Here is a 13,820-nt window from a genome sequence, read left to right on the forward strand (position 1 = left end):
CGGGCCCGCGAATCGCCTCCGATACACGGCACGTCTGACGGTGCCCTTGATTATGGCGACGGCGGCCGGGGGCTCAGAAACCCCTCAACATCCCCTTACGCCTCCTATGTTGGGCAGGGGTGGCGCCGGGCCCCGCGGTTGGCGAGGAAGAGGCGGTGCGAAAAAATCCGGACGACACACGGGCGACACGCAATGAGTACTTTAGTAGCCGGGCCTCGATCCTGAAGACTGTACGAAAGTCAGCGGAAGACTTGAAATGATCTAGGGTGTCCGCACCGCAGCACCAGCACCCCGCACAGTTCCCGCGTGCCCGAACCGCGCACCACTCGCCATGAAGGGGAGACTCCATGCATTCAGGGTCGGACGGCCGGAGGTTCGCGGTGCACGATCACCGGCCGGGTGCCACACCCGGCGGACCGCGGCCGGAGCCCATGGCCCTGGAAGTGCGGCACACGGCGGACGAGGCGTCGGGGGCCCACGGCACCGGTGCGGCGCGTCGGGAGCATCCGCTGCGGATCGAGCCCCACGCGTGCGTGGCGGCGCTCTCCGACGACGACGCGGCGGACCGGTTCCTGGCGCGGCTGCTCCGCGGCGACAGACCGGACCGCCGCGTGTCGGTGTACGGCGTGGACGTGCGCACCGACCGCGCGGCCGTGCAGCGGCTCGTCGGGGTGGTGTCCGTGGGCATGCCGCTGCCCGAAGTCCCGGTCCGTGACGCCTTGGTGACGGCGGGGAGGCACAAGGGCCTGTCTCCGGAGACGGCGTCGCAGCGCACGGCGGACTTAACGGATGTGCTCGGCCTGCGGGCGGTCGAGCACGCCGCCCCTTCCGGCCTCTCCCCCGGCCAGCGCTCACGCGTGGCCCTGGGCTGCGCGCTGCTGCACGTACCGAAGCTGCTCCTGCTGTGCCGGCCGCTGGACGGCGTGGACAGCGCCTCGGAGCAGATCATTTGCCGGGTGCTGAGCCACTACACGGCGTCGACCGGGACCGCGGTGTTCTCCACCCGGTCCCGGACGACCGCGCACCGCGTCGCGGACCGGATGTTCTCGGTCCACGACGACGAGGTGTGCTTCGGGTGCCCGTCGGCGCCCCACTGACCGCGATCACGGCCCGTCAGGGCCCCGGTCTCGCCCCGTCAGCCGGTCAGCACGCCGTGTCCGCGAGGAGGTCGTGCGGCAGATCCTTGCGGCGCGAGACGTTCAACTTGCGGTAGACACGGGTCAGATGCTGCTCGACGGTGCTGACCGTGATGAACAGTTTCCGCGCTATCTCGCGGTTGCTGTGCCCGAAGGACGCCAGTGAGGCCACGCGCCGCTCCGCGTCGGTCAGTTCCTCCGAGGGGCAGCTCTCGCCGTCCCGCGCGGGCCGGTCCGGTGTGCTCACTTCGCCGTCGCTGTAGGGCAGCAGGTGTTCGCAGAGCGCCTCGGCCCGGGCGTCCCGCGCGATGCGCCAGGCGCGCCGCGCCATCATGCGGGCCTGCCCCAGCTCGCCCAGGGCGTGGTGGGAGCGGCTGAGCGCCCCCAGGACCCGCACCAGTTCGAGCCGGTCCTCGCACTCCTCCAGTTCCTCGATCGCCTCGTGCAGCGCGTGGTGGTGGCGCCGCAGTCCGGCCACCTCGGCGAGCACGCGCAGCGTCAGGGCGCGCGTACGCGACTGCCCCGAGCCGCACTTGGAGAGCTGTTCCTTGACGAGCCGGTCGGCCTCGGCCTCGCCTCCCGTGCGCAGGTGCATCTCGGCGGCCGCGGACCGCCACGGCACCAGCGCCGGCTGGTCGATGCCCCAGCGCGTCATCAGCTCGCCGCAGGTGAGGAAGTCGTCGAGCGCCGGCCGGACCCGGCCGGTGGCTGCGTGGAGCTCGCCCCGCGCGTGGAGCAGTTCCAGGCCGTAGCGGGTTTCCGGGAGTCCTTCGGGGACGTGGTGGTCCAGGTAGGTCATGGCCTGCTCGTACTCGCCCATCGCGGTGTGCGCGGAGACCAGGGTGGCGAGGACCGAACCGATGCCGACTCCCCAGCCGAGCGGCGTCATCCACGACAGCGCGTTGACGCCGTACCGGACGGCGTCCGTGGCGTTGCCCTGCCGCAGCGCGATCTTGGCTCTGATCGAGGACAGCGGTGCCTGCCAGCCGGGGCCGCCGAGCTTGGTGGCTTCCCGCAGCAGCGCGTCGCACCAGTGCGCGGCCCGGGTGAGCCGGTCGGAGTAGACGAGGGCGGACAGGGAGCAGGTGAGCGCCTCCAGGGTGGCGTCGCTCAGCGGCGTGCCCTGCAGGACGGTCTCGGCCAGGTCGGCGGCGTGCTGGTCGGCGCCGCGGGTCAGCACCGTGGTCAGCGCGGCGCCCGCCCGGCTGCGCGGGTCGCAGCCGCGCGCCGTCATGAGGTCGGCGGGGCCTTGCGCGGCGGGCCAGTTGTCGGCGCCGACGCGCTCGCGCAGACCGGGGTAGGTGGTGCGTACGCCGCCGGTCGCCAGGTAGCCGGCGACGGCGGAGGAACCCTCGTACGCGCCCTGGCACTTGCGGGTGATCTCGGCGGCCTCGTCGAACCGGCCCTGCCACAGCAGGCCCGCGATCAGCACCGGCACGGCCTGCTCGCTGAGCCAGCCCTCGTCGAACGCGGCGCGCAGCGCGGTCAGGTGGGGTCCGACGGTGCAGGGGCGCAGCCGCCAGACGCAGCGGGCGAGTTCGGCGAGGATCTCGCTGCGGCGTGCGCCCCGCGGGCATGCCTGATCGGCGAGTTGGAGGCAGGCGATGGCCAGCGAGACGTCCTCGTCGCGCCGGGCGCGGGTGGCCGTCTCCCAGAGCACGTCGAGGGATTCGGTGTCCGGGACCTCGCCGGTGGCGACGATGTGCCGGGCGACGACGGGGGGTTCGGCGCCGCTGCGGCGCAGCAGTGCGGCCGCGCGCCGGTGCAGGTCGATCCGGTCCTCGCGGGTGAGGTCGTCGAGTACGGCCGTTCTCGCCAGCGGGTGACGAAACGTTCCCGCCTGGGTCAGTCCGGACGATTCGAGGGCGCGCCGGCTCAAGGTGACGGTGTCGTGGTCGAGTTCGAGCAGTCCGGCGAGCGTGGCGTCGGACGCGGCGTCGTCCAGGATCGCCAGGCCGCGAGCCACGGCGAGGACGGCGTCGTCGCCGCGGTGCAGGCAGCTGAGCACGGACTGGCGGTAGGCGTCGCCGACGGTGAGGGTGTGCAGGGCGGGCAGTGAGGTGTCGGAGCTCGGGCCGTGGGCGAGGATGTCGTGGGTCAGGGCGCGGATGAGGAGCGGGTTGCCGCCGCTGATCCGGTGGACGTCGGGGGCGAGGCGGCGCGCGCCGGCGTCGTCGATCTGCTCGCGCAGCATCTCGGCCGTGGCCCGCTCGCCGAGGGTGCCGAGGCGCAGCTGGGTCAGGCGCGGGTGGCGCAGCAGTTCCGTGCTGAACATGGGCCGTTCGGCGCCCGGTCCGGTGCGCAGGCCGAGGACGATCACGACGGGCTTCGCCCGCAGTTCACGCATCGCGTGCTGGAGGCACTGCAGGGACGGGACGTCGGCGTACTGGACGTCGTCGACGAGGATCGCGAGCGGCCGGCCCGCGGCCCTGGCGTGCAGGGCGGCGGTCAACGACCGCATGACATGGGCGCGTACGTGCTCCTCCCTTTCGCTGTCGGGGTCGCGCAGCATCGCGGTGAAGCGCGCGTCGTCGAGCAGCCGCTCCACGCGGGCGGCCGCCTCGCTCTTCGGCTCCTGCACCTGGTCGGTGTGCAGGAGCAGTTGGCCGAACATCGCCATGGGGGTCCGGCGCTCCGCTCGTAAACCGGTCGCCTTGAGGACCGTCAGACCGCGCGCCTCGGCCTGCTCGGCGACGCCGTTCAGCAGCTCGCTCTTGCCGGTGGCCACCGGCCCTCTCACCACGACGACGCGGGAAGGCCGCTCGGCGCTGTTCCCCAGAACCTCCTCCAACAGAGCCCATTCATCGACTCGCTCGACCAGGCTCATAGTGCGGTTTCCTCCCCGTAAGAAATTATCGCAAACTGCCCTGGGCGCCTTATTCACATAACGCACTCACCAAGTAACCACTGGAGCCGCGTTGAAGGATACCAGGGCATATTCCTGATATCCCGTCCGGCTTCTCGACGCCCCCGAGCAACAACACAACTATGACTGAATCTTGACGACGAGGTAGCCCCGAAAGAAGCGAGCCCACCCCCCAAATCCATGACGACTCGCAACGTTCAGCCCTCCCCGCTCCGGCCCAAGTTGTGGTATTGGGCCCGGCGTTGGGCGCCGCCACATGCGGAACTTTGAATTCCAATTGAAGGAATGGCGAAGACGAATCGGCCACACGGGCGACACGTGGAGATCATCAAGCCATCATGTCCGGAAACACTCCTGGCCACAGGGGAGGCACGCACAGGGTCACGCCGCTCCGCCCCTCCCCCCAACACCGCCCGGCCGCACGCCCGTCGACCCTCGGGCCGCCTCCTCGCACTCCGCCCGAGGGGCCGCGCCGCACTCCGCCTCGCCGCCGCACAGAGGTCCTCGGCCCGCCTTCGGCGGGTGTCGCCGTTAAGAACCCGTTAGGCGTTCGTGTCGGCCAAATCCCTTCTGGGAGATGCCGAAACGGTGAACTGAACACAATTCAAGGGCAATTAGAAGGCAAAATTCATCAAGGAAGTGCATGGAGTTCGGGGCGCACCGGCCACGGCCCGGCGGCGGTGCCGCCCGAAGTCACACCGCAGGTCGGCGCCCACACATACCGGGGCTGCCAGATGCGTCACATTGTTACGCCGGCGTTTCGAGCCGCGCTCCAATTCGTGGCGGATGGCCGACCGCTTCGTGGCGGGTGACCGACCGCTTCGTGGCGGGTGACCGACCGCTTCGTGGCGGGTGGCCGACCGCACGTCCGCGCGGGCCCGGCCGGGCCTGTCGGACAGGGCCTAGGGCGTGTCCGATGGGTCCGGTCGGCTGTGTTCCGGGTGCGTGTTTGTGGGGTCGAGCGGTGTCTGGTGCGTGTGGCTGCAAGGCGGAGGAGGGCGTCGACGCGGAGCGTCGGCAACCGACGACAACGCCGCAGACGCGCGTGCCAGGCGCCGCGACGCCGACGGGACCCGTCGGACACGCCCTAGGGGACGGATAGGGGTGGAGGGCGGCTCGGCGCGCGGATAGCCTCCGGCAGCGGGCAGCCATCCGTGATCCTCCCGGGACGCGGCTCTCCTTCCACGTGCACAGCAGACAGGCACAGCAGACAGGTTCACCGCCCGCCGCCGGCCACCGCCGGCCAGGGCACGCCGATGTGACGCGCACCCGCGCAGACCCGTAGAGGACGACCATGGCGAGAATTCACACCCGAGCGAGCGCGGTCCGCCCCGGGAGCGTGCCCCGATGACCGTGTCCGGCCCCGGCGCCGAGGAGACCGACGGCCGTGATCGCGCCGCCCCGGAGGGGGCGGCCGGTGACGCGCGCACCAGCGTCACGGTGATCATCCCGACCTTCAACGAGGCCGGAAACGTCGAGGAGTTGCTGACGCGGCTCGCCGCCGCCCTGCCCACGCACCTGGACTGCGAGGCCCTGTTCGTCGACGACAGCACCGACGACACCCCGGCCGCCATCGAACGCGCCGCCCTCACCTGCCCGTTCCCCGTGAACGTGATCCACCGCGAGGTGGCGACGGGCGGCCTGAGCGGAGCCGTGGTCGAGGGACTGAAGGCCGCCGCGTCGGAGTGGATCGTCGTCATGGACGCCGACCTCCAGCATCCGCCGTCCCTGATGCCCGAACTGGTGGAGACGGGACGCCGCGCGGGGGCCGACCTCGTGGTCGCCAGCCGGTACGCGGGCGGCGGCAGTCACGCCGGGCTCTCCGGCCGCTACCGCGTCGCGGTGTCGCGCACCTCGACGCTGGTGACGAAGGGGCTCTTCCCCTCGGCGCTGCGCGGCATCAGCGACCCGATGAGCGGCTTCTTCGCGATCCGCCGCGGCACGGTGCACGCCCACGCCGACATCCTCAAGCCGCTGGGCTACAAGATCCTGCTCGAGCTGGCCATCCGCTGCCGCCCGCGCGTCGTCGCCGAGGTGCCGTTCTCCTTCCAGGAGCGGTACGCGGGCGAGTCGAAGTCGACCGTGCGCGAGGGGCTGCGGTTCCTCGCGCACCTGGTGTCGCTGCGCACCGCGACCCCGGTGGCCCGGATGGTGGTGTTCGGCCTCATCGGCCTGACCGGCTTCCTGCCGAACCTGGCCGCCCTCGCCGCGCTCACGGCCACGGGGCTGCACTATCTGCCCGCCGAGGTGCTCGCCAACCAGTTCGGCGTGCTGTGGAACTTCCTCTTCATCGATCTGCTGCTCTTCCGCGACCGGCGCGGGCACCGCCACTGGGCCGACCGCCTCGGCCGGTTCGCGCTGCTCGCCAACGCCGACCTGGTGCTGCGCATCCCGCTGATCGCGCTGCTCGTCGACGGCATGGGGATGGCAGTGCTGCCCGCCACCGCCCTCGCGCTCCTGACGACGTTCGTCATCCGCTTCGCCGCCACGGAACTCCTGGTCTATCTCCCCCGGCGCGGCCCGGCGAAAGGCGTAGTCGCCGCGCCCGCGCCCGAGGAGCGGGAGAAGGAGGGCACGCCGTGAACACGGGCGTCCAACACGGCGGTACGCGCCCGGCGGCACCGCACCCCGACGCTCCACCGGCGGCTCTGTCGGCACGGACCGTGCCCGAAGCCCTGCCGGCGCAGGTCGCGCCCGAAGCCCTGCTGGCGCGGATCGTGCCCGACGACGTCGTCTGCCGGGAGTCCTGGGGCGACCCGGACGGCATCGTCCTGCACCCCGACGAGGAGGCGCTGATCGCGCGGTCCGTGGCGAGCCGCCGCCGCGAGTTCACCACCGGCCGCCACTGCGCGCACCGCGCCCTGGAGGACCTCGGGCAGCCCGCCGCGGCGATCCTCCCCGACGCCAAGGGCAGTCCGCAGTGGCCCGCTTCGGTCGTCGGCAGCATCACGCACTGCGACGGCTACCGTGCCGCCGCCGTCGCCCGTGCCGCCCGCGTGCGGTCGGTCGGCGTCGACGCCGAGCCCGGCGGGCCGCTCCCCGACGGCGTACTGGAGGCGGTGGCGCTGCCCGCGGAACAGCGGCGGGTGGCGGACCACTTGGCCCGGTGGCCCGCGGTGCGCTGGGACCGCCTGCTGTTCAGCGCCAAGGAGAGCATCTACAAGACCTGGTATCCGCTCATGCGGGCGCCCCTCGGGTTCGAGGAGGCCGACGTCGTGTTCCACCGCTCGGCGGAGGCGGAGACGGACACGTACACGGACACCGGCACCTTCACCGCGCGGATCGTTCCGCCGGTACGGAGACGAGGGTTCCCCCAGGAGCTCACCGGCCACTGGCTGGCGCGGGACGGACTGGTGCTCACCGCGATCACGCTGCGCGCAGCACCCGATGGGCGAGTTCCTCGATGAGCTTGTCGGTCGAGAACGGCGCGAGCAGGTCGGGCACCGTCAGGTCGTCCACGACCAGACCCAGCATGGCGAGGTAGAGCAGGACCACGCCGGTGCGGTCGCCGGGCAGCCGCGCGCCCAGGTGGAAGTCGATGTTGGCCTCGAGCTGCTCGGTCATGAACGTGGTGAGCTCGGCGTGCAGTTCGGGGCGGCGGGTGGCCTCCAGGCGCAGTTCGAGCAGCGCGAGGTGGCTGCTGCGGTCGCCCCGCATCCGCTCGACGAGCTGCTTCAGGAGCGTCACGACGAGGTCCGTGGACGGCGCCTCGCTCATGGTGTCCTGGAGCGCCGCGTCCTCCGGGGTGAGCCGCTCCAGGATCCGCCGCATGACCTGCGCGAGGAGCTCCGCGCGGTTCGGGAAGTAGTTGCTCGCGGTGCCCTTGGGCACCTCCGCCTGCGCGTCCAGCGCCCGGAGCGTGAGTCCGCGGGACCCCTCGCGCGCGAGCACCTCGATCGCGGCGTCCAGGAGCGCGGTGCGCCTGGCCGGATTCTGTCGCATGACGGTCCTCTCCCACTCCCTGTGCGGTTCCGCTCGCACGCTCACTGTGCGATTGGGCTCGCACGCTCACTGTGCGATTGCGCTCGCACGCCATGTACGGCACTGCTGGGCCGCTATGCGCGGTACCGTCGGCGCCCCCTGCACGGCGCCGCTCGCACTTCATGTGCAGTACTGCACGCTGACCACTGCATCCAGAGTGCCATGCCCGCCGCCCGCACCACCATCCGACCCCTCCGGCCCACCCGCTCCTACCACCCCACCCGCCCTGGTCGCCCACATCACCCCTGCCGCCCCAGCCGCCTCGGCCCGGCCACGGCCCCCACCCCCGCGCACCGAGCCGCGACCACACGCCGCACCGCGCCGCCGCCCTACGCGGCCACGACCACCTCCTCCCCCGAGCCCGCCTCGCCCTTCCCCGCGAACTGCGTCCGGTACAGCTCCGCGTACCGCCCCTCGACCGCGAGGAGCTCGTCGTGCGTCCCGCGTTCCACGATCCGCCCGCCCTCCACGACGAGGATCTGGTCGGCCGCGCGCACGGTCGACAGGCGGTGCGCGATGACCACGGCGGTGCGCTCGGCGAGCGCCTCCGCGAGCGCCTCCTGCACCGCGGCCTCGGACGTGTTGTCCAGGTGCGCGGTCGCCTCGTCGAGGATCACCACCCGCTGCCGGGCGAGCAGCAGCCGCGCGATGGTCATCCGCTGCCGCTCACCGCCCGAGAGCCGGTATCCGCGCTCGCCGACCACCGTGTCGAGCCCGTCGGGCAGCGACCGCACCAACTCGTCGAGGCGGGCCCGCCGCAGCACGTCCCACAGTTCGTCCTCGCTCGCGCCGGGCCGGGCGAGCAGCAGGTTGGCGCGCACCGACTCGTGGAAGAGGTGCCCGTCCTGGGTGACCATGCCGATGGTGGCGCGCAGCGAGTCGGCGGCCAGGTCGCGCACGTCCTCTCCGCCGACGCGTACGACTCCGGAGTCGGTGTCGTACAGCCGCGGCAGCAGTTGCGCGATGGTCGACTTGCCCGCGCCGGAGGAGCCGACGAGCGCCACGGTCTGACCGGGCTCGGCCCGGAAAGAGAGGCCGTGCAGGACTTCGTCGCCGCCGCGCCCGTCCAGGGAGGCGACTTCCTCCAGGGAGGCGAGGGAGACCTTGTCGGCGGACGGGTAGCCGAAGCGGACGTCCTCGAACTCGACGGCCACCGGCCCCTCGGGCACGCTCCGCGCCTCGGGCTTCTCGTCGATCAGCGGCTTCAGGTCGAGGACTTCGAAGACCCGCTCGAAGCTCACCAGGGCGCTCATCACCTCGACGCGCGCGCCGGCCAGCGCGGTCAGCGGCGCGTAAAGGCGGGTCAGGAGCAGCGCGAGCGAGACGACGGCCCCCGCCTCCAGCGTCCCTTCGAGCGCGAAGTACCCGCCGAGGCCGTAGACCAGCGCGAGGGCGAGCGCGGACACCAGGGTCAGGGCGGTGATGAAGGCCGACTGCGCCATGGCGGTGCGTACGCCGATGTCCCGCACCCGGCGCGCCCGGTCCGCGAACTCCGCGGACTCGTCCGCCGGGCGGCCGAACAGCTTGATGAGGGTGGCGCCGGGGGCCGAGAACCGCTCGGTCATGCGCGTGCCCATCGCGGCGTTGTGGTGGGCGGCCTCGCGCTGCAGGCGGGCCATCCGGGTGCCCATGCGCCGCGCGGGCACCACGAACACCGGAAGCAGCACCAGGGCGAGCAGCGTGATCTGCCAGGACAGGGCGAGCATCACGCCGAGGGTCAGCACGAGCGTGACGACGTTGGACACGACTCCGGAGAGCGTGTTGCTGAACGCCCGCTGCGCGCCGATGACGTCGTTGTTGAGGCGGCTGACGAGCGCGCCGGTGCGGGTGCGGGTGAAGAAGGCGACGGGCATGCGCTGCACATGGTCGAAGACGGCGGTGCGCAGGTCGAGGATCAGGCTCTCGCCCAGGTTCGCCGACAGCCAGCGGCTGAGCAGCCCCAGGCCTGCTTCGGCGATCGCGATGACCGCGATGAGCACGGCGTAGCGGACGACGGTCGAGGACTCGTCCCCGGACACGATCGCGTCCACGACGTTCCCGGCGAGTACGGGAGTCGCCACGGCGAGCAGGGCGGTCAGGACGCCGAGGAGGACGAAGTGGGTGATGCGGCGGCGGTGCGGGCGCGCGAAGGCGGCGATGCGGCGCAGCGTGGCGCGCGCGAAGGGTCGGCGTTCCTGCTCGGCGTTCATGACGCTGTGCAGCTGGGTCCAGGCTGTGGTCTCCATGCTCATGCGGAGAACCGTATGACCTCAAGTTAAGTTGAGGTCAAGGACGGCACCACACCGGCATCATTCGTCTCGCCGACCTCTGCCGCGTCTATTGACCCGCCTGTAACCGGCACGTACTTTCGCTTCAATTCTTGAGCGCACCCCTCCGGTTACTCGTGTCCCTGACGTGAGAAGGCGAACGCATGCGAGATGTACGAAGGCGCACTCTGCTGTCGGCGATCGGCGGCAGCGCCGTCGCGGGCGGCGCTCTGAACCCCGGGATCGCCGAGGCCGCACCGGGCGCACCAGCCGGTGCGCCCGCCGCGCCGGACCGCGGGACCCCGCACGACGACGAGGTACGCAAGCTCCTCGCCCGTATGACTGTCGAAGAGAAGCTCGGCCAGCTCCAGCAGCTCGCCTGGTCCTGGGACACCGGTCCGGGCGGCGGCGAGACCAAGGACGTGGAGGACGCCGCGCGGGCCGGCCGGCTCGGCTCGGTGCTCTCCATCTTCGGCGCCAGGAGCAGCAACGCCCTGCAGCGCATCGCGGTCGAGGAGTCCCGGCTCGGCATCCCGCTCCTCTTCGGCCTGGACGTGATCCACGGCTTCTGGACGACGTTCCCGATCCCGCTCGCGCAGGCGGCGAGCTTCGACCCGGACGTGCCGCGGGCGGACGCCGAGGTGTCCGCGAAGGAGGCCCGCTCCAACGGCGTGCACTGGGCGTTCTCGCCGATGATGGACGTCACGCACGAGCCGCGCTGGGGCCGGATCGCCGAGGGCTGCGGCGAAGACCCGTATCTGACCGCCGAGTTCGCCGCCGCCAAGGTCGAGGGCTACCAGGGCCAGGGGCGGCGCGGGTACGGCGCGAAGGACCGCGTGGCCGCGTGCGCCAAGCACTTCGTGGCGTACGGAGGGGCCGAGGGCGGGCGCGACTACAACACGGTCGACGTGTCGGAGTCACGCCTGCGCAACCTGTATCTGCCGCCGTTCAAGGCGGCCCTGGACGCGGGCGCCGCCACGGTGATGGCGTCCTTCAACACCGTCGGCGGCGTCCCCGCGCACGGCAACTCCCACACCCTGACCGGCATCCTGAAGAAGGAGTGGGGCTTCGACGGCGTCGTCGTCAGCGACTGGACCGGCGTCCAGGAGCTGATCACGCACGGCTTCGCCGAGGACGGCGCGGCGGCCGCCGAGCTGTCGCTGAACGCGGGCGTCGACATGGAGATGGTCAGCACCAATCTCCGCGACCACGGCAAGAAGCTGCTGCGCGATGGGAAGATCAGCGAGCGGCGCCTGGACGACGCGGTCGCCCGCATCCTGCGCCTGAAGTTCGCCCTCGGTCTCTTCGACGATCCGTACGTCGACGAGGACGCCGCGATCGACGGGCCGACCCCCGCCACCCGCAAGGCCGCCCGCGAGACCGCCGCCCGCTCGATGGTGCTCCTGAAGAACGCGGACGGGGCCCTGCCGCTGAAGACGTCCGCCAAGTCCATCGCCGTCGTCGGCCCGTTCGGGGACTCCGACGATCTGCTCGGCACCTGGGTGGTCCCGGCCGCCGCGAAGAAGTACCCGTCGGTGAAGGTCCTCGACGCGGTGAAGCGCGCGGCGCCGGGCGCGAAGGTGACGTACGCGCGCGGCGTCGACCCCGAGGGCAAGGAGACCGGTGGCATCCCGGCGGCGGTCGCCGCGGCGAAGGCCGCCGACGTGACGGTCGTCGTCGTGGGCGAGCCGCCGGCGATGAGCGGCGAGGCGGCCGCGCGCAGCGACATCAGCCTGCCCGGCGCGCAGGAGCGCCTCGTCGAGTCGATCGCGAGGACGGGCAAGCCGTTCGTGGTCGTCCTCGTGAACGGCCGCCCGCTGACCATGGGCGGCTGGCTGGAGTCGGCGCCCGCCGTCCTGGAGGCCTGGCACCCGGGCATCGAGGCGGGCAACGCCATCGCCGACGTCCTGTTCGGCAAGGTCGGCCCGGGCGGCAAGCTGCCCGTGTCGTTCCCGCGCACGGTCGGCCAGATCCCGATCCACTACAACCACGAGTCGACGGGCCGCCCGTACGACGCCGACAACAAGTACTCCTCCAAGTACCTGGACCTGCCGCCCGACCCGCAGTTCCCGTTCGGGCACGGCCTGAGCTACACGACGTTCGAGATCGGCGCGCCGAAGCTGAGCCGCGACAGCATCCCGGCGCGCGCCCTGCGCGCGGGCGACACCCTGGAGGTGTCCGTCACCGTCACCAACACCGGCCACCGCAAGGGCGACGAGGTCGTGCAGCTGTACGTCCACGACCTCGCGGCGAGCATCACCCAGCCGGTGCGCAAGCTGCGCGGCTTCCGGCGGATCACGCTCGGCGCGGGCCGGTCCACCGTCGTCCGCTTCCGGCTCGGCGCCGCGGACCTGGGGTTCTGGACGAACGACACCCACGGCGAATTCCGCGTCGAGGAAGGGAAGTTCGACCTGTATGTGGGCAACAGCTCCACGGCGAAGGGCAAGCGGACGCTGACGGTGACGTGAGGGGTGGTGACGTGAGCGGGCGAGGTGGGCGGCGCGGGCCGTCCACCTCAGGGTTCGGTCAGCCGAGCTCCAGCGTGGTGACCCCGAAGACCCGGTGCCGGGCGAACTCCCGCACCGGGCCCGTGTACATGCGCGCGGTGTCGAACGTCGGCTTCATGCCGCGCGCCTCGGCCAGCGCGACGGCCTCCGTGTTGGTCTCCGGCACGTCCAGGGCCACGGCCGCGCCGCCGGACTCGGCCGCCAGCGCGTCGAGCAGCGCCTCGGCGTCGGCGCGGGTGTCGGCGAACAGCGGCCCGACGCGCGGCGCGTCGCGGCCCGGGCGCAGCACCCCGTACCCGGTGACGCGCCCGTCGGCGACGCTCGCCAGCGCGCGGTGGCCCGGCGCCGTCAGCCAGGCGTCGAGGAACCGGGGCCGGTCGGCCGGGCAGCAGGCGCTGTCGTACGCGGCCACGGCGTCCCGGTCCGCCTCCGCCACCGGCTTGATGTGTGCGGGCATCGGTCCCGGCGCGCCCAGCGGCCCGAAGTAGCGCACGTTGCCGTGGGCGCGCTCGAAGCCGGAGCGCCGGTAGTTGTCCTGCTGCGCCGGCACGCCGTCCAGGCCCACGACCCGGTTCCCGGCGTGCGCGAGGGCGGTCTTCCAGGTGGTGAGACCGTGGCCGCGGCCGCGCTGGTCGGGGCGGACCAGATAGAAGCCCAGGAAGGCGTACGCGGCGTCGTAGTTGACCACCGAGATCGCCGACACCGGCTCGCCGTCGACCCGGCCCACGAAGAAACCCTCCGGGTCCTGCGCGAAGAAGGCCGCCGCGTCGGCGAGGCCCGGGTTCCAGCCCTCGCGCGCGGCCCACTCGGTGACCAGGCGCCAGTCGTCGGGCGTCGCCGTCGAAACGACGAGCTGTCCAGGCGCCGCGTTCTCCTGGCCGGGGGCCGCAAACCGCTGTCCGGGGGCCGTACTCTCCATCGCCGCACCTTCCTTGAGCCTTGCTTCCACGCATCCGCGGGTCCGCGGGTCCGCGGGTCCGCGGGTCTGCGGGTCTGCGGGTCCGCGCGCAACGGACCCCATCCTGCCCCGCCCGGCATGCCGTCGTCCGGCCCACCGAGCCGATCAAGCCGTACGGCGGCCGGG

General features: G+C 72.2%; 8 protein-coding genes. 4 read left to right on the top strand and 4 right to left on the bottom strand.

From position 1 onward, the window contains the following. The first annotated feature begins 347 nt into the window (after positions 1-347). A complete protein-coding gene (locus AC0KTA_RS04160; protein WP_481053719.1) occupies positions 348-1,097 on the top strand; it encodes a P-loop NTPase family protein in 750 nt (249 codons plus the stop codon). A 46-nt stretch (positions 1,098-1,143) separates the two neighbouring features. Here AC0KTA_RS04160 and AC0KTA_RS04165 read toward each other — a convergent pair whose 3' ends face one another. Beyond that, complete coding sequence (locus AC0KTA_RS04165) at positions 1,144-3,963, bottom strand: helix-turn-helix transcriptional regulator (protein ID WP_481053720.1); 2,820 nt, start codon at positions 3,961-3,963, stop codon at positions 1,144-1,146. 1,386 nt (positions 3,964-5,349) lie between these two features. Here AC0KTA_RS04165 and AC0KTA_RS04170 point away from each other — a divergent pair. Together AC0KTA_RS04170 and AC0KTA_RS04175 are read left to right on the top strand one after the other, a co-directional pair. Continuing rightward, positions 5,350-6,585 (top strand): glycosyltransferase, encoded by a 1,236-nt coding sequence (locus AC0KTA_RS04170; RefSeq protein ID WP_481053721.1) that lies wholly within the window; start codon positions 5,350-5,352, stop codon positions 6,583-6,585. After that, on the top strand, positions 6,582-7,409 hold the full coding sequence (locus tag AC0KTA_RS04175; protein ID WP_481053722.1) for a 4'-phosphopantetheinyl transferase family protein: 828 nt from the start codon (positions 6,582-6,584) through the stop codon (positions 7,407-7,409). Before AC0KTA_RS04170 ends, AC0KTA_RS04175 begins: the two co-directional genes overlap by 4 nt. Here the strand turns inward: AC0KTA_RS04175 and AC0KTA_RS04180 are convergent. Beyond that, entirely contained in the window at positions 7,369-7,944 is a 576-nt protein-coding gene (locus AC0KTA_RS04180) for a TetR/AcrR family transcriptional regulator (RefSeq protein WP_481053723.1), read from the bottom strand. The two genes, AC0KTA_RS04175 and AC0KTA_RS04180, sit on opposite strands and share 41 nt — an antisense overlap. A 368-nt stretch (positions 7,945-8,312) precedes the next feature. Beyond that, positions 8,313-10,214: an ABC transporter ATP-binding protein gene (locus tag AC0KTA_RS04185; protein ID WP_481053724.1), complete on the bottom strand. Its 1,902-nt coding sequence runs from the start codon at positions 10,212-10,214 to the stop codon at positions 8,313-8,315. 179 nt (positions 10,215-10,393) lie between these two features. On the opposite strand from AC0KTA_RS04185, the gene AC0KTA_RS04190 reads away from it, so the two are divergent. Beyond that, positions 10,394-12,697 carry a glycoside hydrolase family 3 N-terminal domain-containing protein gene (locus AC0KTA_RS04190; RefSeq protein ID WP_481053725.1) on the top strand — a complete coding sequence of 768 codons (2,304 nt, stop codon included), beginning with the start codon at positions 10,394-10,396 and terminating at the stop codon, positions 12,695-12,697. Between the two features lie 58 nt (positions 12,698-12,755). Here AC0KTA_RS04190 and AC0KTA_RS04195 read toward each other — a convergent pair whose 3' ends face one another. Next, entirely contained in the window at positions 12,756-13,655 is a 900-nt protein-coding gene (locus tag AC0KTA_RS04195) for a GNAT family N-acetyltransferase (RefSeq protein ID WP_481053726.1), read from the bottom strand. Positions 13,656-13,820 lie beyond the last annotated feature (165 nt).

Source organism: Streptomyces sp. Y309, assembly GCF_056712025.1.